This window comes from Micromonospora sp. NPDC047548, from assembly GCF_040642975.1.
Classification (GTDB): domain Bacteria; phylum Actinomycetota; class Actinomycetes; order Mycobacteriales; family Micromonosporaceae; genus Micromonospora.
Genome location: NZ_JBEYTI010000045.1, coordinates 17,304 through 41,508 on the forward strand (window position 1 = coordinate 17,304; position 24,205 = coordinate 41,508).

A 24,205-nucleotide genomic window follows, 5' to 3' on the forward strand; every position below is an offset into this window, starting at 1 on the left:
CCTACGTACGCTGAATCGCATGTCCGCCACATCGTCAGCCGGCGTCCCGCTCCCGTACCTGCACCGGAGCGCCGGACGCGCCGCGGTCCCCGGTCCCGACCGGGCCGCCGGGCGCGCCCGGCCGTCCGAGGCTCAGTGGTACCCGTCGTACGACGAGGAGGCGCCCCGCCCCGGCGGGCCCGGCGGCCCGGGCGGTCCCGGCACGCCGCCGGGGCCGGGTGGTCCGGGCGGCTCCGGGCGGCGTGGCCCCCGCCCCCGCTGGGGACGGATCGGCCTCGTCGCCGGGGTGGCGGTGCTGGTGCTGGCGCTGCTCGGCGGCGTGGGCGCGTGGCTCTACACCAACAACCTGAACGACGACCTGGCCCGCACCGACCCGTTCTCGGAGATCACCGGCGGACGGCCGGCCAAGGCGGTGGACGGCGCGCTGAACATCCTGCTGGTCGGCTCGGACTCGCGGGACCCGGACGCGCCGGTCGACAAGCGGAGCCAGTGGCGGGCCGACACGATCATCGTGATGCACATCCCCGCCGACCACCAGTCGGCCTACCTGGTCTCGATCCCACGTGACCTGTACGTGCCGATCCCGGAAAGCGCCGGCGCGGACTGCGGCTCCGGCCAGCGCGCGAAGATCAACGCGGCCTTCGCGTTCGGTGGCCTGCCGCTGGCGGTCCGCACGGTGGAGTGCTTCACCGACGTCCGGATCGACCACGTGATGGCGATCGACTTCGGCGGCTTCAAGGAGGTCACCGACGCGCTCGGCGGGGTGGACCTCAAGGTGGAGCGGAGCATCACCTCGATCCACAAGCCGTACCGGAAGTTCACCAAGGGCACCATGCACATGGACGGCGCCACGGCACTGGACTGGATCCGGCAGCGCAAGCAGTTCCCCGAGGGGGACTTCGCCCGGATGCGCCACCAGCAGGAGTTCCTGCGCGCCCTGATGGACAAGGCGGCGAGCACGGGCACGCTCGCCAATCCGAAGAAGCTGAACGCCTTCCTCCAGTCGGTCACCGACGCGGTGACCGTGGACAACGGCTTCTCGCTGGTCGACATGGGGTTGCAGTTCCGCAGCCTGCGCGGGGACAAGCTGACCTTCATCACCAGCCCGAACTCCGGCAGCGAGACGATCAACGGCGAGTCGGTGGTGGTCTCCGACCGGGAGAAGGCGCTGGCCATGTACAAGGCGATGTCGGCGGACACCATGGCGGCCTGGGTGGCGGCCAACCAGAACCCGGACACCAAGGGCAACTGATGGTCGATCATCGATCGCCAACCACCGAGCAGACGCATTGACTCATCCGTTCGGCTGAATTGCCGTCGTAACAGTCGGGGATATCCAAAAATTGAACATGTGATGATCTCGCCTTGACGGGAAGCGGTACGTACAGTGGTTCCGCCCCCCGATCACGCGAGCTGGAGCACGCATGCCGGTCCACACCAGCCCCCGCCCCACGTCGTCGGATTCCGACCCGTACCCACGGGCGTCGGCGACGATCCCGTCCCAGGGCGGTCGGGGCGGGCGGCGCACCGGCGGCGCCGGCCGGCGCACCAAGCGCAAGGACCCGCTCTGGGCCCGCCTGACGGTGATCTTCGGCGCGGTGCTCATGGTGACCAGCGGCGTCGCCATCGTCGGCAGCAAGGCGCTGATCAGCCAGGCCACCGGCAACATCGCCCAGAAGAACCTGCTCGGCGGGGCGGGCAAGACCGACGCCGAGGGCGGCGCCGACCTGGACGGTCCGATCGACATGCTGCTGCTGGGCGTGGACGCCCGCGAGCGGTGGGCCGTCGACGACGTCCGGGCGGACAGCATCATCGTGCTGCACATCCCGGCCAGCCACGACCAGGCGTACCTGATCTCGATCCCGCGGGACACCGAGGCGCAGATCCCGGCGTTCAAGAAGAGCGGTTACCAGGGCGGCACCGACAAGATCAACGCCGCGTTCCAGGCCGGCGCGCGCAACGGCGGCGGCTGGGAGGGCGGCGCCCAGCTGATGGCCCAGACCATCAAGAACATGACCGGGGTCAGCTTCGACGGCGCCGCGATCATCAACTTCGGCGGATTCAAGAACGTCATCGACACCCTCGGCACCGTGCGGATCTGCGTCAGCCACGAGGTGAAGTCGCACCACATGAAGCTGGTCGACGGCAAGCAGATGTGGAACGCGGACGCCAAGAAGACCGGCCGCCCGATGACCCCGGTGGTCTACAAGAAGGGCTGCCGCGAGATGTCCGGGCTCCAGGCGCTGGACTACTCCCGACAGCGCTACGGCCTGCCGGGCGGCGACTACGACCGCCAGCAGAACCAGCAGCAACTGATCAAGGCGATGGCTCGCAAGGCCACCGAGAACGGGATGCTGACCAACCCCGTCAAGATCAACCAGCTGATCCGGGCGGCCGGCAAGGCCTTCATCCTGGACACCGGCGGCGCACCGGTGGCCAACTTCGTCTTCACCCTGCGCGGCGTCACCGCCAACGAGCTGACCATGCTGCGCACCAACGGCGGCACGTTCAACGGCAACGCCAACCAGCGCGAGGCGCTGAGCGCCCAGACCCTGGAGATGTTCCAGGCGGTCAAGAACGACAAGCTGGGCGAATTCGTGTACGCCAACCCGACCGTGCTCTCCAACCGCAAGTGAACCGGTGACCGGCCGGTAGCCACGGCGAAGCCGCCCGGAGCGGGTGACCGGGCCGTAGCCTGAAGTGAGCAGGTCTCACGTCACGGCCACGGGGAGGACGTCACGTTCAGGTCAGCGCGGTCCGACCGGGGGCGGGGCACACCGCCACCCGGCCGCCGGACCTCCCGCCGGCCGCGCGTCCTGCTCGGCGTCGGTCTCGCCCTGGTGCTGGCCGCCGTCGTCGCGGTGGTCGGCATGAACGCCATCACCTCACGGTACGAGCGCACCATCACCCGGGAACAACTGCTCGCCCCGGCCGCCCGGCAGCCCCGGACCGACCTCTCCGACGGGCTGAACTACCTGCTCGTCGGCACCGACCGGCAGGGCGCCACCGACGGGCCGGACCAGCGCTCGGACACCATCCTCATCGTGCACGTCCCGCCGGGCATGCGGCAGGGCTACCTGATCTCCATCCCGCGCGACCTGCTGGTGGCCATCCCGCCCGGGGGCAACGGCTACGGGGGCGGCCAGGACAAGATCAATTCCGCGTACGAGCACGGCGGCGGCGGACCGGGCGGCGCCCGGCTGCTCTCCGCCACCCTGACCCGGCTCACCGGCATCCGTTTCGACGGAGCCGCGCTGGTCGACTTCGCCGGCTTCAAGCAGGTCATCGACCTGCTCGGCGGGATCCGGATGTGCGTCGACACCGAGGTCCGTTCGATCCACACCAGGACCCTGTTCACCCCCGGCTGCCAGCAGATGGACGGCGCCCGCGCGCTGGACTACGTCCGGCAGCGCTACGACCTGCCGGGCGGCGACTTCGACCGGCAGCGGCACCAGCAGCAGATGCTGCGAGCGGTGCTGGACAAGGCCGGCGAGACGAACCTGCGCGGCGACCCGGTCAAGGCGGACCGGGTGCTGCGGGCGGTGGGCGGCTCGCTGACCCTGGACACCAACGGCGTACCCGTGGAGGACCTGGTGATGGCCCTCCGGTCGCTGCCGGCGGACGCGCTGAGCGGGCTGCAGGTGCCGTCCTACCCGCAGACCATCGACGAGATCTCCTACGTGGTACTCGACAACGGCGGCGCCGGCCTCTTCGACGCCGTACGCGGCGAGCGGGTGCCGGGCTGGGCCGAGGCCAACCCGCGCTGGGTCACCCGGTTGTGACCGGACGTACCGGTGTCGACCCCGCCGCCGAGGATCTACGCTGCTACCCGTGTTCGGACCCCAGGTTCCCAGCGTTCCCGTGACCGAGATCGACGACGACACCTACCTGCTGGACGTCCGCGAGGACGACGAGTGGGCCGCGGGCCACGCCCCCGGCGCCCACCACCTGCCGATGATGGAACTGCCGGCCCGGCTGGCCGAGGTGCCCACCGACCGGGACGTGGCGGTCATCTGCCGCTCCGGCGGGCGTTCCGCCCAGGTCGTCGGCTACCTGCTCAACAACGGGTGGGAGCAGGTGCGCAACGCCGACGGCGGGATGCGGCAGTGGGAAGCCGTCGGCCGCCCGGTGGTCGGCAGGGACGGGCAGCCCGGCCGGGTCGTCTGAGCGCCGCCGGCATGGGCGATCCACTGGTCTTCGCGCACCGCGGCGCCTCGGCCGACCTACCCGAGCACACCCTCGCGGCGTACCTGCGGGCCCTCGACGAGGGCGCCGACGGGCTGGAGTGCGACGTCCGGCTCACCCGCGACGGGCACCTGGTCTGCGTGCACGACCGCCGGCTGGACCGGACCAGCAACGGGCGCGGGCTGGTCAGCGCCCGTACCCTCGCCGAACTGGAGACGCTCGACTTCGGCTCCTGGCACCCGGGCTGCGTACCGGCCGACGGCGACGAGGTGCTCGACGAGTCGCACACCCGGCTGCTCACGCTGGAACGGCTGCTGGAGGCCGTGCTGGCCGCCGGCCGGCCGGTCCGGCTGCTGGTGGAGACGAAGCACCCGTCCCGCTACGCCGGCGACGTCGAGCGCCGGCTCGTCGCGCTGCTGCGCCGGCACGGGCTCGCCGAACCCGGCCCGGACGACCCGGTACGGGTCACCGTCATGTCCTTCTCCCCGCTGGCCGTACGCCGGGTCCGGGAGCTGGCCCCGGAGCTGCCCACGGTGCTGCTGCTGGAGGTGCTGCCGCGCTGGCTGCGGCTCGGCCGGCTGCCCTTCGGCGCCCGGATCGCCGGGCCCGGTATCGGCCTGGTCCGGGCCCGCCCACAGCTGGTCCCCGCGCTGCGGGCCGCCGGCAACCAGGTGTACGTCTGGACCGTCAACGACCCGGACGACCTGGAGCTGGTGCTCGACGCCGGGGTGGACGGGGTGATAACCGACCGGCCGGCGCGGGCACTGGCCCGGCTGGGCCGATGAGGCCCACCGGAGGGGGCTGCCCGAACTCCGGGCGAGGGGGCACACTCGGGACATGCCGGAGCGTACCGATCTCGCCGCCCTGGTCACCGGCCACAGCGCGGTGATCGAGATGATCAATTCCGGTGACGCGGGGCTGCCCGTCCTCACCCAGCTGCTCCGGGTCGCCCGCTCGGCCGTCGGCGCGGCCAGCGTGGCCTTCGTCGAGTTCGCCCCGACCGGCGGCCGGGTCATCGCGGCCAGCGGCGCCGCCGAGTGGATCATCGGCCGCCCGCTGCCGGCGTCCGACCCGACGACCGTCTGCCTGCTCGCCGGCCCCCGCGTCCGGCAGGTCCGGGTGGAGCACCTCCCCGGCCAGCTCGCCGGTGAGCTGGCCGACCGGGGGATGCGCCGGATGATCGTGGCCCGGGCCGAGATCGGCGGGCTGACCATCGGCAGCCTGCACGCCCTCTACGCCGACGGCGAGGACTCCGCGGACCCCGACGGGCAGGCCGTGCTGGGCTACGTCGCCGCCTGCATCGCGCACATGTACGGCGACCAGACCGGCCTGCCGGTGCACGGCGACGGCCCGGTCGTCGCGGCGCTCGCCGACGGGCTCGCCGTGGTCGACCGGGAGGGGCACGCCCGGCTCTGGAACCCGGCCGCCGCCCAGGTGACCGGCCGCTCCTCCGCCGAGGCGCTGAACCGGCCGTTGCCCTTCCCGCTCCCCCCGTCCGGCCGGGTGCTCGACCACGAGATGCCGGACGGGCGCTGGCTGCGGATCACCTCCGGGGAGCTGGCCGGGCCCGGCACGCAGCGGGTCGTCACCTTCCGCGACATCACCGACCAGCAGCGTCGCGACCAGGATCGCGACCTCTTCGTCGCGGTGACCAGCCACGAGCTGCGCACCCCGGTCACCGTGATCAAGGGGTACGCGGACACCCTCACCGACCACTGGGAGTCGCTGACCGACACCGACCGCCGGCAGGCCGCCCGGGTGATCGGGCAGCGCGCCAACGAGCTGGCCCGGCTGGTCGACCGGCTGCTCTCCTCGGCCACCGACGGACGGGCCGCCGGCGACCCGACGATCCGGTTCGACCTCGGCGACGCGCTGCGCGCCGCCGTGCCGGACCTACCCGCCGACCTGCGCCACCGGCTCGTCCTCGATCTGCCGGCCGGCCTGCCCAAGGCGCTCGGCGACCGGCACAGCATGGCCACCGTGCTGACCGAACTGAGCACCAACGCCGGCAAGTACTCGCCGCCGGAGTCGCCCATCGAGGTCACCGCCGGCACGGACGGGCAGACCGTCCTGTTCCGGGTCAGCGACCGGGGCATCGGCATCCGGCCCGAGCACGTGGAACGGGCCTTCGACCGGTTCTGGCAGGGCGAGTCCGGGGACCGCCGGGGCTATCCCGGCGCGGGGCTCGGTCTCTATCTCGTCCGCCGGATCGTTGAACAGCAGAATGGATGGGTATCCCTCCGGCCGAGGAACGGTGGCGGTACGGTCGCAGAGGTGCGGCTGCCGCGGGGATGACCCGCCGCGCCGGGGGGACGGGGCGAGAAGGAGCAGGGTGTCGACGCACGCGGTCGAGCGTTCGTGGTGCGTGGTGGTTCCCCACCACGCCACCGGAGCGCGGCTGGCCCGACACCGGCTCGCCGACGAGCTCGCCGAGGTCGTACCCCCGGTCCTGCTGGCCGACCTGGTGGCGGTCCTGGCCGAACTGGTGGGCAACGCGGTGCGGCACGCCGACCCGCTGCCCGGCGGGGTGGTCCGGGTGGCCTGGCGGTTGCTGCCCACACCCGGCGGCCCGCGCGTGTCGATCAAGGTGACCGACGGCGGCGCGCCCGCCGGTCCGCGGATGCGGGCGGCCAGCCCGGACGCGGTCGACGGCCGTGGCCTGCACATCGTCTCCGGCCTGGCCACTCGCTGGTGGGTCGAGCGGGACGGCCTGGGCCAGAGCGTCTGGGCGGAGTTCAACCCAACCGGCTCGGCCCGGTCGGAGCTGGTCGTCGCCGGCTGATCCGGCTCCCGGGGCGGGTCCTCCCCACGCCGTCCCGGCCCGGCCTCTAGGCTGTCTCGCCGTGAGCAAGCGTCGAAAGAACCAGCGCGCCGTCGAAGCGACTCCCCGCCGGGAGAAGGTCCGCGACATCTTCGTCCCCCGTCCCTTCGCGGGGCTGGCGGACGAGCCGGAGTGGATCGCCCTGCGCGAGCTGGTGCCGGCCGCCTCCGCGCCGCTGCGGCTCACCCCGGAGCTGGTCGAGGAGTACGGCGACCGCCCGGTCACCCTCGCCACCGTGCTGCCGATGGCCGCCCCGGCGATGACGAAGCCGGACGGGCGGGTCTTCATCGGGTTGCAGCGGCACCAGCAGTCCGGTGACGTCTCCCGCGATCTGGCCGAGGCGCTGCTCTGCGCGCTGCGCACCGAGCCGGGCGGCCAGGTGACGGTGCCGCCGCTGCCGGGTCCGGGCCCGCGCCTGCAGGACATCCTGGTGGACGGCCCGCTGGAGATCAGCATGCACGACGGTTTCGAGTTCTGGCTCGACCCGGGCGCGGCCGACGACCCGACGGTGCAGGCCTCGCTGGAGCGGGCGAACGCGGCGATCTACCCGACCGTACGGCTCGCCGCCGCCCGGGCCGCCTACTGGTGCCAGGTGCCGGAGAAGGCGCACGTGCGCTGGGTGCTGCCGGAGGACGAGGACGCCGCGCTGGACGCACTGTCCCGGCTCTCCGCCGCCGGCACCCTGACCCTCGGCGAGGGCACCCGCTTCGCTGGCATGTTCCGCGCGCACGGCCGGCTGGTGCCGGTCTGGGACCTGCCCGAGGACGTCCCGGCCGCCGACTGGGAGGCACCGGTGACCGGCTTCGCCGAGCGGTACGCCGAGGTGCTGGAGGAGAAGGAGCCGCTGGACGCCGCCGGGCGGCGGGCCCGCCAGGGCCTGCTCGGCCGCCAGCTCACCCTGCGCTGACACGCACGCGGGTCAGGCGGGCCGCAGTGGCTCACGGACCAGCGGGCAGGACATGCAGCGCGGGCCGCCCCGCCCGGAGCCCAGCTCGGAACCAGCGATCGGGATGACCTCGATGCCGGCCCGTTCGAGCTGGGCGTTGGTCTCGGTGTTGCGCTCGTAGCCGACGCAGAGCCGGGGCGCCAGGGCGAGGGTGTTGTTGCCGTCGTCCCACTGCTCGCGTTCGGCGGTGACCGGGTCCAGCCCGGTGTCGATCACCCGGAGCTGGTCGAGGTCCATCGCGTCGGCGGCGGCCCGCAGGAACGGCGAGGGCCCGTCCACCTGCGGCTCGCCGTCCGACCCGGCGATCACGGTGTACGCCGACAGGCTGCTGGCGATGTTCGGGTACATCAGCACCGCGTCGACGTCGACCATGGTGCAGACCGTGTCCAGGTGCATGGTGGCGCGCTCCTGGGCGATCGGCACCACCAGGATGGTGTGTGCCAGCTCGGCGGCGAAGACCTGCCGCGCCAGCCGCTCCGCGCCAGCCGGGGTGGTCCGCTCACCCACCCCGACCGCGAGCACGCCGGGGGCGAGCAGCAGTACGTCGCCGCCCTCCAGGTGCTCCAGCTCGGGGTGGTAGACGAACTCGGTGCCGACGAAGCGCGGGTGGTGGCGGTAGATGGCACCGGTCAGCGTGCTCTCCCGCCGGCGCGCCGGCATGGCGAGGCTGGTGACCCCGACCCGGTCGCCGATCCACAGTGCCGAGTCGCGGGTGAAGAGCAGGTTGGGCAGCGGGTCGATGACGAAGTCGTGCCGGTCCATCAGCGTCCACACCAGTCCGCCGGGGCGTTCCGGGCTGACCCGTACCTCCTCGTGGGCGAGCCCGGCGATGAGCACGTCGGCGAGCGCCGCCGGGTCCAGGTAGGCGAGGTGGTCGGCGACCCGGCGGCGCAGGGTGTCGCCCAGCCGTGGCGAACGGAGCACCTGTTCGGTCAGTTCGACGCGCGCGTCGGGGACGGCCAGGGTCTCGGCGAGCAGGGTGGCGAGATAGAGCACCTCCACGCCGCGCTCGCGCAGCGCCGCCGCGAAGGCGTCGTGCTCCTCCTGCGCACGTCCCACCCATGGGATAGCGTCGAAGAGCAACGAGTCGTTGTTGCGGGGGGTGAGCCGGGCCAGCTCGGGCCCCGGGCGGTGCAGCAGCACCGTGCCGAGCCGACCGACCTCGCTGTCCACGTAGTGCGTCACCCTCGCAGCGTAGGGCAGGTGCGAAGAGTGTTCACGGAAAGAAGTGCGGATGAATATGGCATTCATCCGCACTCATTCCGGCGCTCCAACTTGCCGTACCCCCGGGATTGCAACGTAGGGTAGCGAGGACATAACTTCGAGGGACCTTTTGCCGGAGGTCGCGATGACTGTCTTTCCCGCTCGTCGAGCCGCACCCGCCCGGGCACTGCCGCCCGTGGCGGTGCCGCACCCCCGGGCCGAAGCGCCGTCGGCGCTGGAGCCGGCCCGTCCGAACCCGTTGGAGTGGGCCCGCCGCCGCCGGGCGGAACGGGGCGCGCGTCGGTTGGAGGCCGCCGGTGCGCGCGCACTCGGTCAGCTCGACCACCTGGGCCCCGCCTGGCACGTCATCGAGTGGCCGCGTACGGACGCCGTCGACGTGCTGCTCGACCGCAGGCAGGACGACCGGGCCGGATTCCTCGCCATCGGCCCGAGCGGGCTATTCGCGGTGAGCATCGTCGACCACGGGCGCGCCCGGGTGCTGGTCGCCGGAGACGTGGTCCAGATCAACGGCAAGCGACCGCCGTACGTGGCCGAGGCCCGGCGGGACGCCAAGCGGGCGAGCAGGGCGCTCTCCGACGCGGTCGGGCTGCCGATCCCGGTGACGCCGGTGCTGACCTTCGTCGGCTCCGGCGTCATCAGCGTGTACGGCCTGCCCAAGGACTGCCTCATGGCCACCCACCGGGAACTGGACCGGCTCCTCGTCGCCGGCGGCAACCGGATCAGCCCGGCCACCGCCGAGAAGCTGTCCCGGGTCGCACAGCAGCCGCAGACGTGGCTCAACGGCACGTACCGTCCCGCCGCCGACTACCGGTGGTACGACGAGGGCCGAACGGCCGCTGACAAGCCCGCCGCCCGCCGGTAACGTCACCGACGACGCCACGCGGCCGAGGGTTCACCGAGGGCACCCGCCGGTCCGCGCCGTCGCCGGCCACCCTAGGCAGTCCGGGCATCCGATCGTCACCGGCGGCCGGTGGCACCGGCGCGGCACAGCGACCGTCGCGACGACCGGCTAGCGTGGACAGAACGTCGGTGTACATAGGAGGCTCGGTGGCCCACGTCGAACTCTCGCTCTCGGAAGTGTTCGCGTCAGCGCCGCGAACACCGACAGAGCCGGGTTTCGACACCGTCGGCCAGTGGTCCGCCATGGTCTCCCACGCCGAGGAGCCCTGCCTGCTGATCGACGCGGACACCCGGGTCGTGGCCATCTCGTCGTCCGGCTGCCGGCTGCTCTGCCTGGGCGCCCCGGAGGACCTGGTGGGCCTGCCGCTGCTGGAGGGCGGCCTGCGGCTGCTCGACTTCACCGCCGCCCGGGGCGAGCTGACCGAGCAGGAGACCGACAAGATCCCGCCGCTGCTGGCGCTGCACTCCGGCCGGCTGGCCCGTGGCCTGCTGCGGGTCCGGCCCGCCAGCCAGGACGCGCCCGACGCCACCGTGGACGCCATCTCCACCCCGGTGCTCACCGACGGCTCGGTCGCCGGCTCACTCACCTTCTTCTCCGAGATCTGACCTGCGGTGAGGTGTGGCGGGCGCCGCACGTCGCGGTGCTGGGGCGGGCCCTCACCGACGCCGTAAGGTGCCCTCATGCTCGATGTCGCCCTGCTCCCGGGGGAGTACGCCGTGTGCCGGCTGGCCGCCGACACCCCCCTGCCCCCCGCTCTGTGGGCCGAGCCCGGCGTCGCGGACGTGGTCACGGTGAGCTGGACGGCCGACGGGATCTCGGTCATCTGCCCCGCCGCCCGGGCACCCGCCGAGGCGGACGTGGAGACCGACTGGCGGTGCCTACGCGTCGTCGGGCCGCTCGACCTCGCGGTCACCGGCACCCTCGCCTCCCTGGTCGACCCGCTCGCCGAGGCCCGGGTCAACGTGGTCGCGTTCTCCACCTACGACACCGACCACGTGCTGGTCCCCGCGGTACGCCTCGGCGCGGCGACCGCCGCGCTGGAACGGGCCGGGCACCGGGTGCTGCGCTGACCTTCACCGCGCCGCCCGATCCTCCTACGATGGGCTCGGCCACCCCTCGGCCACCATGACCCGATGCCACCAAGGCTTCATCCCCCTGAGGACCGGTCCGTGCCACCTGACGCACCGCACCGCACCCCGCCCCGCCGGCTGGTCGTCACCGGCGCCCTGGTTGCCGTCCTGCCCCTCGCCGCCTGCGGCGCCCCGCCGGAACGACGCGCCCCCGCGCCGGCCACCACCTCCCGGCCGGCGCTCGTCACCCCCGCGGCACCGACCGCCGCCCCACCGGTGACCCCGCCGCCGGACATCGCGCCGACGCCCAGCCCCACGCCCGGCCTGGTCGCCGTCGCATGCGCCGGCCGTCCCTCCGCCGACCGGGTGGTGGACCTGCTGCGCGGCCGGGTGCTCCCCCGGGACGTGTCGGTGAAGGCCACCGCGGGGCCGCTGTGCGCGGCCGACTGGCAGTACACCGTGTTCGCGGTGGCCGGGCACGAGGAGCTCCAGGTGGTCACCCGCACCGAGTCCGCCGCGCTGCGGCTGGTCACCGCCGGGACGGACGTCTGCTCGATCGAGGTGCGCACCGTCGCGCCGCCCGGCATCCGGACCTTGGCCTGCGACGCCGGCACGGGCCCGGTGCCCGGTGCGTAGGCTGGTCGACATGCCCGGTACCCCACCGACCCGTTTCGTCTACCTCGGCCCCGAGGGCACCTTCGCCGAGCAGGCGCTGCGTACGGTGCCCGCCGCCGAGCACGGCAGCCGTACGCCGGCACGCAGCGTCGGCGAGGCGCTGGACAACGTACGGGCGGGGGAGGCCGACGCGGCCCTGGTGCCGCTGGAGAACTCGATCGGCGGCGCGGTCGGGGTGACCCTGGACGAGCTGGCCGAGGGGGACCCGGTGGTGATCACCCGGGAGGTGATCCTGCCGGTGGAGTTCGTGCTCGGCGCCCGCCCCGGCACGACGCTGGGCGCGGTGCGCAGCGTGGCGGCCCACCCGCAGGCCTCCACCCAGTGCCGGAACTGGCTGCGCGACCACCTGCCCGACGCGATGGTGGTCGACGTGCTCTCCAACGGCGCGGCGGCGGCCGGCGCGGCGGCCGGCGAGTACGACGCGGCGATCTGCGCCCCGATCGGGGCCACCCGGCACCGGCTGGCGGTGCTCGCCGACAAGATCGCCGACCATCCCGACGCGGTGACCCGCTTCGCGCTGGTGTCCCGCCCCGGCCCGCCGCCGCCCCCGACCGGGGACGACGTCACCTCGCTGGCCGTCTACATCGCCCACGACCGGGTGGGCGCCCTGCTCTCGGTGCTGATGGAGCTGGCCGTACGCGGGGTCAACCTGACCCGGATCGAGTCCCGCCCGACCGGCGAGGCCCTGGGCCGGTACGTCTTCTTCCTCGACTGCACCGGGCACGTCGCGGACGTACGGATGGGCGAGGCGTTGCAGGGGCTGCGCCGGGTCTGCGCCGACGTGCGCTTCCTCGGGTCGTACCCCCGGCACCGCTGGGCCGACGGGGTGGCTGAGCGGCCGGTCCCGGCGCCCGCCGGGCTCTCCGACACCGACTACGCCGACGCGGCGGCCTGGCTGGCCCGGCTGCGGGCCGGCGAGCTGAGCTGACCCGGCGGAGCAGCCCGCGCCGGGTGCCCCGCCGATCCGGTCAGCTGAGCAGGCCGCCGAGCAGGCCACCCTGCTGCTGTTGCTGCTGGGTGCCGCTGCCCCTGACGGGCGGCTCCTCGGAGGGCTGCACCACCACGAAGCCCTGGCCGGCGAAGCTCATCGTGAACGCCTCGCCGGTGCTGCGGCCGAGCAGCGTGCCCAGGCCGAGCTGCTCCGCGCGGTGGTAGCCGGTCTGGAGGTTGGCCGACCAGCAGACCGCGGCCTGCGGGTCGACGTAGGTGGGCGCGTCGACGTTGAGCACCACCGGGGTGCCGTTGGTGGTGATGGCGATCCGGCCGTGGCCGCTGAAGACACAGTTGAACAGCCCGGACGACGAGGCCATGCCGGCGCCGCCGACCATCTTGATGTCGTACGAGAGGGTCGAGTCGAAGGCCAGCACGCTGGAGCCGTTGATGGAGAGGGCGTCGCCCGGCTCCAGGTCGATGAGGTGCACGTCCTTGCTCAGCTCGGCGAGGAAGACGTCGCCCTGGCCGCTGAGCTTCATCAGCGGCACACCCTCCCCGGTCAGGCGCTGCTTGATGAACTTGCCGATGCCACCGGAGCCGAGCGCCTGGAACTGCACCTGCCCCTGGTAGGCGACCATCGAGCCGACGCGGGCCATGGCCTCGCCGTTGAGCTCGATCTTCAGCATCTTGGAGTTCTGCAGCCGCATGCCGGGCTGGGCGGACTCCTTCTCGAGGTTCTCCGCGGAGAACAGCGCGCTGCGCATCGATTTCCTCCTGATTCGGGTGTCTCACCGGAGGGTAGGTGACCAGCGCAACCGGCGAAATCGGCCAAGCGAAATCGGCCGAGCGGGGCCGGTCAGCCCCAGCCCAGCGCGTGCAGCCGGTCGTCGTCGATGCCGAAATGGTGGGCGATCTCGTGGACCACGGTCACCGCCACCTCGTCGACCACGTCGTCCTCCGTGTCGCAGATGCGCAGAATCGGGTGCCGGTAGATGAGGATCCGGTCCGGCAAGACGCCGGAGTAGTCCCACCCCCGGTCGGTGAGCGCGTGCCCCTCGTAGAGGCCGAGCAGGTCCTCGCCGGGCGGCGGGTCGTCCTCGACCAGGATCACCACGTTGCTCATCAGCCCGAGCAGCTCCTCGGGTACCTCGTCGAGGGCCTCCCCGACCAGCTCCTCGAAGCGTTCCCGGCTCATCTCGACCGCCACGCCCCCCATTGTCCCCGACGCCGGGCGCCGCAGCCCGTCAAGATCCGTACGGAGCCGCGGAAGGGTGCCGGTCCGGCACCCTTTCATGGCGTGCGGCAGCGACGATCGAGGTCAGGAGGCCACGCGGGCGGTGAGGCTGATCTGGGCGCCCGGGGAGAGCAGCCGCGAGATCGGGCAATTCTCCTTGGCGGCCTCGGCCAGCTTGGTGAACTGGGCCTCGTCCATGCCCGGCACCTGGCCGACGGTCTCCAGGTCGATCCGGGTCACGGTCATGCCCGCGTCGGTCTTGTCGAAGTGGACCTTGGCGGTGGTCTCCACCGAGGTGCCGGTCGCGCCGGCGTCGGCGAGCTGCTTGGAGAGCGCCATCGAGAAGCAGCCGGCGTGGGCGGCGCCGATCAGCTCCTCGGGGTTGGTCCCCTCGCCCTCCTCGAAACGAGACTTGAAGGAGTAGTTCCCCTCAAGCCCGCCCTTGCCGGTGCGGACGGTCCCGGACCCCTCGGTGAGGTCGCCCTGCCAACGTGCGGAAGCGGTACGGATAGGCATGCACCCGACGCTAACCGAAACCGCACCGCCGGGCGACCGACCGGGTGGACCCGCGCCCACGTCGTACCCCAGCCGGTGCCGCCGGGCGTGTCATGATGCGGTTCAGGCCCGCGACGGCGGAAGGTGGCCGATGTCCCAGGATCTCCCCGTCCCCCGACCAAACGACCGCTCTGACGGCACGAGCGTCGTCGAGTGGGGCGCCCCGTCCACCGTCCCGGCCGGACGGTGGACCCGCTCCCTCGGCGGGCTGGCCCGGGACCGCCGGCTACCCCCGGTGCTGACCGCCCTCGGGGCGGTCGCGGCGATGGCCTCCCTGGTCGGTGAGTGGCTGGTGATGACGCTGCCGAACGGGGGGCCGGAGGGCAACGTCAGTGTCCGGGTACCCGGCGGGGTGGCCGAGGTCGGCAGCTTCGGGGTCGCGTACCTGATGGGGCTGCTGCTGCTCGCCGCCGCGGCGGCGCTGGCCCTGCGCGGGGGCCCGGCCGTCCGCCGGGAGGCGCGGGTGACGGGTCTCGCCGTGGCCGGCGCGCTGCTGGCGCTGCTGACAGCGACCGCCTTCTCGCTGGACGACTCCGGGCAGCGGGCCCTGTTCTACTCGTCCCAGGACGGCTTCCAGGTGGTCTACGGGCGGGGACTGGTGATGGCCTTCGTGGCGACCGCGCTGGTCGGGGCCGCGCTCCAGCTCGCCGGCCGGCAGCCGGCCGACCAGCCGGAGGCGGACGAGGACACGGAACCGGAGGCGGACGAGTTCCGCCGGCCCGGCCGGGCGGGGGACGATTGGCCTCCCGCGCCCGCCGACCTCACCGTCGCGCCGGCCGTCCCGTTCGCCCGCCGAGAGTCGGCCGGTTGACCGCCACCCGCCCGGTTGTGCCGGTGACGTGACGCCGCCGGCACCGGGCACGGCGTCACCGGGCGTTGGGCCCGGATTCGCCGGAACGCCATGGTCGGGACCGGTACCGCGAGGTACGGTTGCTGCCCGCCGTCACTCCGGGTCGAGGCGCCGATGACCGAACGGCTGGCTGCGACGGCGGCGGGCGAAGGAGGAACCATGATCCGCCCGGGCCTGCCCAAGCTGATCGCCACCGATCTCGACGGCACGCTCGTCCGCAGCGACGAGACCGTGTCCGCGTACACCCACCAGGTGCTCGACCGGGTGCGGGCCGCCGGTATCCCGGTGGTCGGCGCCACCGGCCGCGGCCCCCGGCTCAAGGAACTCACCCGCAACGACATCCGCGCCGCCGACTTCCTGGTGATGGCCGGCGGCGGATGCGTGGTGGACCAGAGCGACCCGGCGGGCCCGGTGGTGCTGCGGGACGAGCGGCTGCCCGGCGAGGTACTGGCCCGGCTGCTGGCCGACCTGGAAACCCAGGTCGGGCCGATGACCGTGATGGTCGAGGCGTCCGACGAGCACGACGCCCCGCTCTGGGGCGACTACCACCCGAGCTGGCCGTACCAGGACCGGTTCGAGGCGCGCAGCCGCGCCGAGTGCCTCTCCTGCGACGTGATCAAGGCGTTCGTCCGGACCGCTGACCACCACGTGGACGAGCTGCTGGCCACCGCCCGCCGGATCGTCCCGCCGCAGGTGGCCACGCTCACCCAGGCCGGCCTGGGCTTCGTCGAGATCTGCCCGCCGGGGGTGGACAAGGCCACCGGGCTCAGCGTGGTGGCCGAGCAGCTCGGCGTCGACCCGGCGGAGGTGCTGGTCTTCGGGGACATGCCCAACGACCTGCCGATGTTCGGCTGGGCCGGCTGGGGCCGGGTGGCCGTCTCCAACGCGCACCCCGAGGTCCGGGCCGCCGCCGACGAGGTGACGCTGCGCAACGACGACGACGGGGTCGCGGTCTACCTGGACCGACTACTGTCCCGGTGATGGGAGAGACACCCCGACTGGTTGCGACCGACATCGACGGCACCCTGCTCGCCGACGACCGGACGCTCAGCGCGCGTACCGCGGCGGTGCTGCAGCGGATCTGCGCGCAGGGCACGCCGGTCGTGCTGGTCACCGGCCGCCCGATCCGCTGGCTCCAGCTCGTGTACGACCAGCTCGCCGCCCCGCTGCCGGCGATCTGCGCCAACGGCGCGGTGGTGTACGACCCGGTCGCCGACGAGGTGCTACGAGCCGACCCCCTCGCCCCGGAACTGCTCGCCGAGGTGGCTCGCCGGCTGCGCGCGGCGGTGCCCGAGGTGAGCTTCGCGGTGGAGATCGGCGACAGCCGGCAGATGCGGCACGAGGCGCACTACCCGCTGCGCTGGGACCCCGACCACGACGCCATCCGGGCCGTCGAGTCACCGGAGGAGCTGCTCTCCGTGCCGGCGGTGAAGCTGCTGGCCCGCGCGGGGGAGCAGGACCCGGACGTCTTCGTCCGGGTGGTGGCCGGCGCGCTGCAGGGGCTGGCCGAGGCGACGCACTCGTCGTACACCGGGCTGGTGGAGATCTCCGCCGCCGGGGTGACCAAGGCGGCCGGGCTGGCCTGGTACGCCGCCCGGCTCGGCGTGGACGAGCGGGACGTGCTCGCGTTCGGCGACATGCCCAACGACGTGCCGATGCTGACCTGGGCCGGTCGGGCGGTGGCGGTGGCCAACGCGCACCCCGCCGTCCTGGAGATCGCCGACGAGGTGACCGCGGCGAACTCGGAGGACGGCGTGGCGGCGTACCTGGAGAAGGTCTTCGGGGTGGGCTGAGCGGACCGGACGGTCAGAGGTACTGGCCGGTCTGGTGCGCCTCGCCGCCCTGCGGCTGGCCGATGCCGGGCATGCCGGGCACGATCCCGCCTGGGCCGCTGGGCAGGGCCTGCCGGCCGGAGCGCATCTGCTCCAGCTGCACCCGGGCGGCCATCTGCTGGGCGACCAGCGCGGCCTGGATGCCGTGGAACAGTCCCTCCAGCCAGCCGACGAGCTGGGCGTGGGCGATGCGCAGCTCGCCCTCGCTGGGCGCCTTCTCCTCGGTGAAGGGCAGCGAGATCCGCTCCAGCTCCTCGCGCAGCTCGGGGGCGAGGCCCTCCTTGAGCTCGACGATCGACCGCTCGTGGATCTCCCGCATCCGGTGCCGGCTGGCGTCGTCCAGCGGGGCGGACTTGACCTCCTCCAGCAGCTGCTTGATCATGCTGCCGATCCGCATCACCTTGGCCGGCTGCTCGACCAGACGGGTCGGGTCCTCGCCCGCCGCCTCGTCGGTCTGCACGGTGCCGACCGGGCGGCCGTCCGGGCCGACCACCACCACGGTGCCCGAGTGTCCGGCGCCCTCGCGGCCCGGCTCGTCGTTCTGTCCAGCGGAGTGCGCTTCGGTCATGGCACCCATCTTTACCCACGCCGGCGAGCCGCACGCATTGGGACCGGTCACGACCCCCGGCCGGTGGCGGTCGCGCTACCGTCGCCGACATGCCCGCCGACCCACGCGCCGTGCTCACCCGTCCCGCTCCGGCCCCCGACCGGACCGTCGCCTACGGCGACCACCCCGACCAGATCGTCGACCTGCGCCGCCCCGCCGGGGACGGCCCGGCCCGGCCGCTGGTCGCGGTGCTGCACGGGGGCTTCTGGCGCGCCGAGTACGACCGGACCCACACCGGCCCACTGGCCGCGGCGCTGGCCGCGCTGGGCTGGCCGGTGGCCCAGCTGGAGTACCGCCGGACCGGACAACCCGGCGGCGGCTGGCCGGGCACCCTCACCGACGTGCTGGCCGGGGTGGCGGCGCTGCCCGAGCTGGCGGCCCGCGCCCTGCCCGGCCGGGTGGCCGCCGGGCCGCCGCTGCTGCTCGGGCACTCGGCCGGCGGGCACCTCGCGCTCTACGCGGCGGCGCACGCCCCGGCCGCCGTACGCGGGGTGCTGGCGCTGGCCCCGGTCGCCGACCTCGCCGAGGCGTACCGGCTGGACCTGGACGCGGGGGCGGTGGCCGCGCTGCTCGGCGGCGGCCCGGCGGAGTACCCGGACCGGTACGCGGCAGCCGATCCACGGGCGTTGGTGCCTATGCGGACACGCACCGTGATCGTGCACGGGGTCCGGGACCGCCACGTGCCGGTCACCGTCAGCCGGGGGTACGCCGCCGCGGCCCGGGCGGTGGGATCCGACGTCAGCCTCGTTGAGCTGCCGGAATGCGAGCACTACGGGCTCATCGACCCGGATTCGGCGGCATGGCGGCGGGTCAGGGATGCGTTGCAGTCGCTGCACAAAGATCAATAGCCATTGACGCAGCGTCGCCAACCGGGTAGAACGCCGAGGGGGCGGTGACGCCCGGCAACGCTCCCGGGAGGATTTCGGTGTCGCAGATGAACCGCAGGCGTGCCCTGCAGCTGCTGGCCGCGCTCGGTACCACCGGGCTGGTCGCCGGCTGCGGCACGGACGACGAGGGCGAATCGGCCGCGGCGGGCTCCCCGATCAAGATCGGTCTCGTCGCTCCCAACAGAGGCTCCGGCAAGACCATCGGCGAGGACATCGTCAACGGCTTCGAGCTCTACCTCGCCGCCCACGGGCAGCGCCTCGGCGGGCACCCGGTGACCCTGGTCAAGGCCGACGAGGGCGACAGCGCCAAGACCGGCCAGGCCGCCGTCAACGACCTGCTCAAGCAGGGCGTGCTCGCCCTCACCGGGGTGGTCAACCCGACGGTGATGTCCGGCATCCGGGACATCGTGGAGGAGGCCCGGGTGCCGCTGATCGGGTCGAACGCCTCGCCGGTCAGCCTCCAGAGCGTGGTCTACATCTGGCGCACCTCGTACGTGCTGGACGAGCCGGGCCGGGCGCTCGGGGCGTACCTGAAGCAGCGGCTGCCCGCCAGCAGCCGGGTGGTGATCATCGCGCCGGAGGGCAGCCTCGACGTCGTGCAGGGCTTCCGCCAGGGCTTCGGCGTCGACGACCCGCGGCTCGCCGGCGGGCCGGTCTGGACGGGCGCCGCCGGCAACCCGGGCGAGAACTCGTACGCCTCCGACATCCGGAAGGCGCTCAACCGCAAGCCCACCGCGATCTTCTGCCACTTCTCCGGCACAGCCGCGATCCAGTTCATCCGGCAGCTGCGCCGGACCCACCCGGCCTACACCGGGCCGATCTACGCGCCCGGCTTCCTCACCGAGGGCACCGTGCTCGACGAACTGCGCGGAGTGCTGGCGGACGGCGCCGACGCCATGCTGCCCGGCCCGATCCACACCGTGTCGAACTACTCCGCGGACCTGAACAACAACGCCAACCGGGTCTTCGCCTCCGCGTACCGCAAGACGTTCAACGTCTCCCCCAGCACCTACGCGATGGCCTCGTACGACGCCGCGCAGGTGCTCGACAAGGCGATCCGGATCGCCGGGGCGGAACCGAACCCGCAGCAGGTCAACCTGGCCCTCGGCAAGATCGGCCAGATCGACAGCCCGCGCGGGGTGTGGCAGTTCAACCAGCCCCGCACGCCGCAGCAGCGGTGGTACCTGCGGACGGTCCAGTTCGACGGGCGGCTGCTGTCCAACGTCATGATCAACGAGATCGCCACGCTCGGCTGAGCCGCCGGGCCCGTACGCCGCGAGGGCCGGTCTCCCCGCGGGGAGACCGGCCCTCGCGTACGTCGTGCCGGCGTCAGTGGCGCAGCTCGGCGATGCAGCACTTCACGCTGCCGCCGCCCTTCTTCAGCTCGGCCAGCTCGACCGGGACCGGGTGGTAGCCAGCCGCCTTGAGCTTGCCGGCCAGCCGGGTCGCCTCGCTGTTGAGCACGACGTTGAGCCCGTCGCTGACCAGGTTCAGGCCGAAGGCCATCGCGTCCTCGTCGTCCGCGACCACCGCGTCCGGGAAGAGCTGGGCGAGCACCTTCTGGCTGGCCGCCGAGAAGGCGCCCGGGAAGTAGACGATGTTCTCGTCGTCGATCGAGGCGAGCGCCACGTCGAGGTGGTAGAAGCGCGGGTCGACCAGGCGCAGCGACACCACCGGCCGGCCGAGCGCCTCCTGCGCCTCGGCGTGCGCCGGCAGCTCGGTACGGAAGCCGTGGCCGGCGAGGACCAGCCCGCCGTGCGCCTCCGGCAGGTACGCGAAGTCGCCCTCGCCCTCGTTCGTCTCGCTCGGCGCGATGAACCGCCAGCCCTGCGACTCGTAGAACGCCCGGTGGGCGGCCGCCTCGGCGGCGCGCTGCTCGTGCTTGAACTGGGCGCCGTAGGCCGTCCCGTCCACCACGAAGGCGCCGTTGGCGGCGTAGACCATGTCCGGCAGCCCGGCCTCGGGGGTGAGCAGGTGCACCTCGTGGCCCAGACCGACCAGCGTCTCGCGCAGCCGGTCCCACTGCTTGACCGCCAGCTCCGCGTCGACGGCGGTGGTGACGTCCATCCACGGGTTGATCGCGTACTCGACGGCGAAATGCCCGGGCGAGCACATGAGATATGTCCGCTTTCGCGGGACTCGCTGCTGGTTCACGGTGACCAAGAGTAGGTAGCTTAGAACTTTGGTAACAGCCACAACTCTTGCTTTGTGAAGGCGGAACGTTGCAGATAGACGCGGTCGACCAGCGAATCATTGCGTTGCTCGTGGCGGACGCCCGCGCGTCGTACGCCGACATCGGCATCCGGGTGTCACTCTCCGCTCCGGCGGTCAAGAGACGCGTCGACCGGCTCCGCTCCGCCGGGGTGATCCGGGGCTTCACCGCAGTGGTCGACCCGGCCGCCGTCGGCTGGACCACCGAGGCCTTCGTCGAGCTCTTCTGCGCCGGCCGGACCACCCCCGCGCAGATCGGGGTGGCCGCCCGCCGGCACCCGGAGGTGGTCGGGGCGTACACCGTCTCCGGCGAGGCCGACGCCCTGGTGCACCTGCGGGCCGCCGACATCGCCCACCTGGAGGAGGCACTGGAGCGGCTGCGGGCGGAGTCGTTCGTGACCTCCACCCGGAGCACCATCGTGCTCTCCCGCCTGGTCGAGTCCCCCGGCGTCGGCCCGTCCACCGGCTGACCCGCGCTTGACCTCAACCTGGCTTCATGTCGTCGACTGTGCCGGACGACGACGTGAGGGGGGACCGTGCGGGCGGTGTGGCTGCGGAAGTTCGGCGGGCCGGAGGTGCTGGTGCCGGGAACGGCACCCGACCCGACGCCCGGGCCGGGGCAGGTCCTGATCGAGGTGGCACACGTCAACCTCACCTTCGTCGAGACGATGTTCCGGGCCACCGGGTTCGGGCCGTTCCGCGGCCCGTTGCCGGTGATCCCCGGCAACGGGGTCGGCGGTGTGATCGGCGCGGTCGGCCCGGAGGTGGATCCCGGGCTCGTCGGCCGGCGGGTGGTCAGCGGCACCGGCGGCTCCGGCGGGTACGCCGAGCGGGTCGTGGTGGACCGGGCCACGCCGGTCGAGGTGCCGGACGGACTGGCGCTGGACGAGGCGGTGGCGTTGCTCGCCGACGGCCGGACCGCGCTGCTGCTGACCGGCGCGGCCGCGCCGCGCGCCGGGGAACGCGTGCTGGTCGAGGCGGCCGCCGGCGGGGTGGGCGGCCTGCTGGTCCAGCTCGCCGCGCGGGCGGGAGCACGGGTGGTGGCGCTCGCCGGCGGCGCCCGCAAGACCGACCTGGTGCGGGCCGCCGGCGCCGACGTCGTGATCGACTACCGCGAGCCGGACTGGGCCGACCGGGTACGCGCCGCCACCGGCGGGGTGGACGTCGTCTTCGACGGCGTCGGCGGCGGGGTGGGCCGTACGGCGTTCGACCTGCTCGACCCCGGTGGCCGGATGGTCAGCTTCGGGCTGGCCAGCGGCAGCTGGACCGACGTGCCGGAGGCGACCGCCACGGCGCGCGGGGTGACCCTGCTGCGACCGGCCGCCGGCCCCGACGAGCTGCGCGCGCTCACCGCGCGGGCCTTGGCCGAGGGCGCGGCCGGGCGGCTGCGCCCGCGGATCGGGCAGCGGTTCCCGCTGGAGCGGGCCGCCGAGGCGCACGCCGCCATGCAGTCGCGGGTCACCGTCGGCAAGACCCTGCTCGACGTCGGCTGACCGGAGCGGCGGCCCCCTGACCGCGCCCACGCACCCGCCGCGCGGCGCGGGGGTGTCAGAGGTACATGCCCGTCCGGTGCTCGGACTCCGCCGGCCGGCTCGGCTTGTCGCCCTCGCCGAAGAACCGCTTGCCGCCGAACTCGCCGTGCAGCCGGTCGTCCAGCTCGTCGGCCAGCCCGGTCATCACCTGCACCGCCAGCATCAGGTGGGTGGCCTGGAAGTTGCGGCCGAAGACCGGGATGGAGGCCCAGACGGTGTCGTCGGCGCAGTAGAGCCGGCCGATCGGCATCCGGTTGGTCAGCTCGGAGAGCTTCACGTACAGGCGCTCGGTCGGCTCCACCTCGGTGAGCACCGGGGAGAAGACGTCGACCAGGGGCGGGCTGTCCCGTACCCGGACGAACACCATCGCCGAGCCGGCGCGGATGTTGATGTCGCCGTCCGAGTCCACCTGGATCTGATCGGACTTCGACTTGAGCATGGTCGACACGACGGTGCGGACCCGGTCCTCCAGCGCCAGCACGTCGTCGCCCTCGCCCTGCTGCGCGCTCGCGGCGACGGCCAGCGCCTCGTCGAGGTCCGCCTCGACGTCGAGGTCCGGGCCGAACTCGCTGCGCGCGGTGCCCAGCGGTTCGACCGGCAGCGGCTCCCCCTCGGCGTCGTGCACCAGGTAGACCAGGAAGGCCGGGTGCGGAGCGCCGTAGACGTCGCGCAGGGTGCGGGAGAGCAGCGCGGCCAGCTTGCTGGGGTCGCCGGTCGAGCCCTCCAGGCCGAACTGCTGGCGGGAGCCCTCCAGCACCCCGGGGGGCGACCAGCCCAAGGCGATCATGTCAGCGACGGCGGCCCGGTCCAGCCGGTAGCCCGGCGGCAGGGTGGCGTTGCCGACCGCCCGCGCGGAGATCCGACCCCCGTCGCCCACGTTCACGCTGATCGAGTAGACGGCGTCGCCGGTGCCGGACGCCGTCGGATCGAGGGTCAGCTCGACGTGCGCCCCGGTGGGCAGTGCGGACAGCCGCTCGGCCAGCGCCCGGGCGAACTCCCGCCACGCCTCGGTCACCTTGGCCCGCAGGTCGGCCGTGGTCGGCTCGTCCAGCAGGATCGACTCGTGCTGCTCCGGCGAACCGCCGGGCTGATCACCGGTCGGCTTCGAGGGGTGCTCTGCCGTCATGATCGCCTCCGTCCCGTCAAGGTCACCCTACCCAGGCCCACCCGGGATCGAATCCACCGCGGCCGGGATCGGACAACACGGCCGGTGCGGCTCAGTCGGGGCGGTCGCCACCCAGCTCCACCGGCCAGGTCCCGGCCAGGCCGGTCAGCCGTGCGACCGCGTCCGCCGGATCGGCGCCGCGCCCGACCGCCACCCCGACCAGGTACGCGCTGACCGGCGCGCCCGGTCGCAGCACCTGGTGGGCGACGTCCCCGGCCAGGCCGAGCACCATCGAGACCGGCACCTCGGCCGGGTCCAGCCCCAGTTCGGCGCAGGCCGCCGTGACCCAGTCGTCCATCACCGTCATCGCGTCCACTGCTTCCTACTTTTTGCTCATTGTTGAGCGGTTCGGATAATTCGCTCTCCGCCCGGCCGTGGTGGCCGCGCTGGAGTCCTGGACCGGCAGTCTGGTCCGGTGGCGATCGGTTCGGTTCTGCAAGATCTGCTTCACCCGCTGGTGCGGAGTGTGCAGGGTGATGTCAGGATCACCGGCTCGCTGCAGGATGTTGATCGCGGCGTTCACGTCGGCCTGCCACACCACCCCGCACCGGGTGCAGTGAAACCGGTCCCCGCTACG

General features: G+C 73.2%; 29 protein-coding genes. 20 read left to right on the top strand and 9 right to left on the bottom strand.

Translation table 11 applies throughout. From position 1 onward, the window contains the following. Positions 1-19 precede the first annotated feature (19 nt). The 8 genes from ABZ807_RS28105 (at position 20) to ABZ807_RS28140 (ending at position 7,913) form a co-directional block, all read left to right on the top strand. The gene (locus tag ABZ807_RS28105) at positions 20-1,252 is read left to right on the top strand and encodes an LCP family protein (protein WP_357164281.1); all 1,233 of its coding nucleotides are present in this window, start codon (positions 20-22) and stop codon (positions 1,250-1,252) included. A gap of 172 nt (positions 1,253-1,424) precedes the next feature. Further along, complete coding sequence (locus tag ABZ807_RS28110; RefSeq protein ID WP_357164284.1) at positions 1,425-2,636, top strand: LCP family protein; 1,212 nt, start codon at positions 1,425-1,427, stop codon at positions 2,634-2,636. A 204-nt stretch (positions 2,637-2,840) separates the two neighbouring features. Then, positions 2,841-3,782 carry an LCP family protein gene (locus tag ABZ807_RS28115; RefSeq protein WP_357164288.1) on the top strand — a complete coding sequence of 314 codons (942 nt, stop codon included), beginning with the start codon at positions 2,841-2,843 and terminating at the stop codon, positions 3,780-3,782. Positions 3,783-3,831: 49 nt separating this feature from the next. Next, positions 3,832-4,167: a rhodanese-like domain-containing protein gene (locus ABZ807_RS28120; RefSeq protein WP_357164291.1), complete on the top strand. Its 336-nt coding sequence runs from the start codon at positions 3,832-3,834 to the stop codon at positions 4,165-4,167. Between the two features lie 11 nt (positions 4,168-4,178). After that, positions 4,179-4,970, top strand: a complete 792-nt coding sequence (locus ABZ807_RS28125) for a glycerophosphodiester phosphodiesterase family protein (RefSeq protein ID WP_357164294.1) — start codon at positions 4,179-4,181, stop codon at positions 4,968-4,970. A 52-nt stretch (positions 4,971-5,022) separates the two neighbouring features. Then, complete coding sequence (locus tag ABZ807_RS28130) at positions 5,023-6,480, top strand: PAS domain-containing sensor histidine kinase (protein ID WP_357164297.1); 1,458 nt, start codon at positions 5,023-5,025, stop codon at positions 6,478-6,480. 70 nt (positions 6,481-6,550) lie between these two features. After that, positions 6,551-6,967, top strand: a complete 417-nt coding sequence (locus ABZ807_RS28135) for an ATP-binding protein (RefSeq protein WP_357164368.1) — start codon at positions 6,551-6,553, stop codon at positions 6,965-6,967. Positions 6,968-7,028: 61 nt separating this feature from the next. Next, positions 7,029-7,913 (top strand): DUF5926 family protein, encoded by an 885-nt coding sequence (locus ABZ807_RS28140; RefSeq protein ID WP_357164300.1) that lies wholly within the window; start codon positions 7,029-7,031, stop codon positions 7,911-7,913. A 12-nt stretch (positions 7,914-7,925) separates the two neighbouring features. Here ABZ807_RS28140 and ABZ807_RS28145 read toward each other — a convergent pair whose 3' ends face one another. Continuing rightward, a complete protein-coding gene (locus ABZ807_RS28145; protein WP_357164305.1) occupies positions 7,926-9,137 on the bottom strand; it encodes an arginine deiminase in 1,212 nt (403 codons plus the stop codon). A 163-nt stretch (positions 9,138-9,300) separates the two neighbouring features. On the opposite strand from ABZ807_RS28145, the gene ABZ807_RS28150 reads away from it, so the two are divergent. The 5 genes from ABZ807_RS28150 to pheA all read left to right on the top strand — a co-directional run bounded on the left by ABZ807_RS28150 (position 9,301) and on the right by pheA (position 12,750). Further along, positions 9,301-10,038, top strand: a complete 738-nt coding sequence (locus ABZ807_RS28150) for a hypothetical protein (RefSeq protein ID WP_357164308.1) — start codon at positions 9,301-9,303, stop codon at positions 10,036-10,038. Between the two features lie 185 nt (positions 10,039-10,223). Beyond that, complete coding sequence (locus tag ABZ807_RS28155) at positions 10,224-10,682, top strand: PAS domain-containing protein (RefSeq protein ID WP_357164311.1); 459 nt, start codon at positions 10,224-10,226, stop codon at positions 10,680-10,682. 75 nt (positions 10,683-10,757) lie between these two features. Beyond that, the gene (locus ABZ807_RS28160; RefSeq protein ID WP_357164314.1) at positions 10,758-11,147 is read left to right on the top strand and encodes an ACT domain-containing protein; all 390 of its coding nucleotides are present in this window, start codon (positions 10,758-10,760) and stop codon (positions 11,145-11,147) included. 138 nt (positions 11,148-11,285) lie between these two features. Further along, a complete protein-coding gene (locus ABZ807_RS28165) occupies positions 11,286-11,783 on the top strand; it encodes a hypothetical protein (protein ID WP_357164371.1) in 498 nt (165 codons plus the stop codon). 10 nt (positions 11,784-11,793) lie between these two features. After that, positions 11,794-12,750 carry a prephenate dehydratase gene (gene pheA / locus ABZ807_RS28170; protein ID WP_357164317.1) on the top strand — a complete coding sequence of 319 codons (957 nt, stop codon included), beginning with the start codon at positions 11,794-11,796 and terminating at the stop codon, positions 12,748-12,750. Positions 12,751-12,790: 40 nt separating this feature from the next. On the opposite strand, the gene ABZ807_RS28175 is transcribed toward pheA, so the two are convergent. The 3 genes from ABZ807_RS28175 to ABZ807_RS28185 form a co-directional block, all read right to left on the bottom strand. Then, positions 12,791-13,519, bottom strand: a complete 729-nt coding sequence (locus ABZ807_RS28175; protein ID WP_357164320.1) for an AIM24 family protein — start codon at positions 13,517-13,519, stop codon at positions 12,791-12,793. 92 nt (positions 13,520-13,611) lie between these two features. Then, positions 13,612-13,971: a metallopeptidase family protein gene (locus ABZ807_RS28180; protein WP_357164323.1), complete on the bottom strand. Its 360-nt coding sequence runs from the start codon at positions 13,969-13,971 to the stop codon at positions 13,612-13,614. A 102-nt stretch (positions 13,972-14,073) separates the two neighbouring features. After that, positions 14,074-14,505 (bottom strand): OsmC family protein, encoded by a 432-nt coding sequence (locus ABZ807_RS28185; protein WP_357164326.1) that lies wholly within the window; start codon positions 14,503-14,505, stop codon positions 14,074-14,076. A 130-nt stretch (positions 14,506-14,635) separates the two neighbouring features. Between ABZ807_RS28185 and ABZ807_RS28190 the strand changes: the two genes are divergently transcribed. The 3 genes from ABZ807_RS28190 to ABZ807_RS28200 all read left to right on the top strand — a co-directional run bounded on the left by ABZ807_RS28190 (position 14,636) and on the right by ABZ807_RS28200 (position 17,187). Further along, positions 14,636-15,355 (top strand): hypothetical protein, encoded by a 720-nt coding sequence (locus tag ABZ807_RS28190; RefSeq protein ID WP_357164329.1) that lies wholly within the window; start codon positions 14,636-14,638, stop codon positions 15,353-15,355. Between the two features lie 198 nt (positions 15,356-15,553). After that, positions 15,554-16,375 carry a Cof-type HAD-IIB family hydrolase gene (locus ABZ807_RS28195; protein ID WP_357164332.1) on the top strand — a complete coding sequence of 274 codons (822 nt, stop codon included), beginning with the start codon at positions 15,554-15,556 and terminating at the stop codon, positions 16,373-16,375. Continuing rightward, a complete protein-coding gene (locus ABZ807_RS28200) occupies positions 16,375-17,187 on the top strand; it encodes an HAD family hydrolase (protein WP_357164335.1) in 813 nt (270 codons plus the stop codon). The genes ABZ807_RS28195 and ABZ807_RS28200 overlap by 1 nt, the downstream gene beginning before the upstream one ends. 13 nt (positions 17,188-17,200) lie before the next feature. Here the strand turns inward: ABZ807_RS28200 and ABZ807_RS28205 are convergent, their stop codons facing one another. Continuing rightward, a complete protein-coding gene (locus ABZ807_RS28205; protein ID WP_357164338.1) occupies positions 17,201-17,803 on the bottom strand; it encodes a bacterial proteasome activator family protein in 603 nt (200 codons plus the stop codon). A gap of 80 nt (positions 17,804-17,883) precedes the next feature. Between ABZ807_RS28205 and ABZ807_RS28210 the strand changes: the two genes are divergently transcribed. Continuing rightward, entirely contained in the window at positions 17,884-18,681 is a 798-nt protein-coding gene (locus tag ABZ807_RS28210; protein WP_357164341.1) for an alpha/beta hydrolase, read from the top strand. A gap of 77 nt (positions 18,682-18,758) precedes the next feature. Then, positions 18,759-19,976: an ABC transporter substrate-binding protein gene (locus tag ABZ807_RS28215; protein ID WP_357164344.1), complete on the top strand. Its 1,218-nt coding sequence runs from the start codon at positions 18,759-18,761 to the stop codon at positions 19,974-19,976. Positions 19,977-20,049: 73 nt separating this feature from the next. On the opposite strand, the gene ddaH is transcribed toward ABZ807_RS28215, so the two are convergent. Next, complete coding sequence (ddaH, locus tag ABZ807_RS28220) at positions 20,050-20,883, bottom strand: dimethylargininase (protein WP_357164347.1); 834 nt, start codon at positions 20,881-20,883, stop codon at positions 20,050-20,052. A 59-nt stretch (positions 20,884-20,942) separates the two neighbouring features. On the opposite strand from ddaH, the gene ABZ807_RS28225 reads away from it, so the two are divergent. Both ABZ807_RS28225 and ABZ807_RS28230 read left to right on the top strand, forming a co-directional pair. After that, positions 20,943-21,401: an Lrp/AsnC family transcriptional regulator gene (locus ABZ807_RS28225; protein ID WP_357164350.1), complete on the top strand. Its 459-nt coding sequence runs from the start codon at positions 20,943-20,945 to the stop codon at positions 21,399-21,401. A gap of 66 nt (positions 21,402-21,467) precedes the next feature. Beyond that, on the top strand, positions 21,468-22,424 hold the full coding sequence (locus ABZ807_RS28230) for a zinc-binding dehydrogenase (protein ID WP_357164353.1): 957 nt from the start codon (positions 21,468-21,470) through the stop codon (positions 22,422-22,424). Positions 22,425-22,479: 55 nt separating this feature from the next. Here the strand turns inward: ABZ807_RS28230 and ABZ807_RS28235 are convergent, their stop codons facing one another. From ABZ807_RS28235 to ABZ807_RS28245, 3 genes are all read right to left on the bottom strand, one after another. Further along, on the bottom strand, positions 22,480-23,589 hold the full coding sequence (locus ABZ807_RS28235; RefSeq protein ID WP_357164356.1) for a hypothetical protein: 1,110 nt from the start codon (positions 23,587-23,589) through the stop codon (positions 22,480-22,482). Between the two features lie 91 nt (positions 23,590-23,680). Continuing rightward, entirely contained in the window at positions 23,681-23,935 is a 255-nt protein-coding gene (locus ABZ807_RS28240; RefSeq protein WP_357164359.1) for a DUF6457 domain-containing protein, read from the bottom strand. Between the two features lie 15 nt (positions 23,936-23,950). After that, positions 23,951-24,205 (bottom strand): zinc ribbon domain-containing protein (locus tag ABZ807_RS28245; RefSeq protein ID WP_357164362.1); only part of this gene is annotated, 255 nt, incomplete at its 5' end.

Coding starts and splice junctions, on each gene's coding strand:
- ABZ807_RS28105 (WP_357164281.1), top strand. CDS start 20: ATGTCCGCCACATCGTCAGCCGGCGTCCCGCTCCCGTACCTGCACCGG.
- ABZ807_RS28110 (WP_357164284.1), top strand. CDS start 1,425: ATGCCGGTCCACACCAGCCCCCGCCCCACGTCGTCGGATTCCGACCCG.
- ABZ807_RS28125 (WP_357164294.1), top strand. CDS start 4,179: ATGGGCGATCCACTGGTCTTCGCGCACCGCGGCGCCTCGGCCGACCTA.
- ABZ807_RS28130 (WP_357164297.1), top strand. CDS start 5,023: ATGCCGGAGCGTACCGATCTCGCCGCCCTGGTCACCGGCCACAGCGCG.
- ABZ807_RS28150 (WP_357164308.1), top strand. CDS start 9,301: ATGACTGTCTTTCCCGCTCGTCGAGCCGCACCCGCCCGGGCACTGCCG.
- ABZ807_RS28160 (WP_357164314.1), top strand. CDS start 10,758: ATGCTCGATGTCGCCCTGCTCCCGGGGGAGTACGCCGTGTGCCGGCTG.
- pheA (WP_357164317.1), top strand. CDS start 11,794: ATGCCCGGTACCCCACCGACCCGTTTCGTCTACCTCGGCCCCGAGGGC.
- ABZ807_RS28175 (WP_357164320.1), bottom strand. CDS start 13,519: ATGCGCAGCGCGCTGTTCTCCGCGGAGAACCTCGAGAAGGAGTCCGCC.
- ABZ807_RS28180 (WP_357164323.1), bottom strand. CDS start 13,971: ATGGGGGGCGTGGCGGTCGAGATGAGCCGGGAACGCTTCGAGGAGCTG.
- ABZ807_RS28185 (WP_357164326.1), bottom strand. CDS start 14,505: ATGCCTATCCGTACCGCTTCCGCACGTTGGCAGGGCGACCTCACCGAG.
- ABZ807_RS28190 (WP_357164329.1), top strand. CDS start 14,636: ATGTCCCAGGATCTCCCCGTCCCCCGACCAAACGACCGCTCTGACGGC.
- ABZ807_RS28195 (WP_357164332.1), top strand. CDS start 15,554: ATGATCCGCCCGGGCCTGCCCAAGCTGATCGCCACCGATCTCGACGGC.
- ABZ807_RS28200 (WP_357164335.1), top strand. CDS start 16,375: ATGGGAGAGACACCCCGACTGGTTGCGACCGACATCGACGGCACCCTG.
- ABZ807_RS28205 (WP_357164338.1), bottom strand. CDS start 17,803: ATGGGTGCCATGACCGAAGCGCACTCCGCTGGACAGAACGACGAGCCG.
- ABZ807_RS28210 (WP_357164341.1), top strand. CDS start 17,884: ATGCCCGCCGACCCACGCGCCGTGCTCACCCGTCCCGCTCCGGCCCCC.
- ABZ807_RS28235 (WP_357164356.1), bottom strand. CDS start 23,589: ATGACGGCAGAGCACCCCTCGAAGCCGACCGGTGATCAGCCCGGCGGT.
- ABZ807_RS28240 (WP_357164359.1), bottom strand. CDS start 23,935: ATGACGGTGATGGACGACTGGGTCACGGCGGCCTGCGCCGAACTGGGG.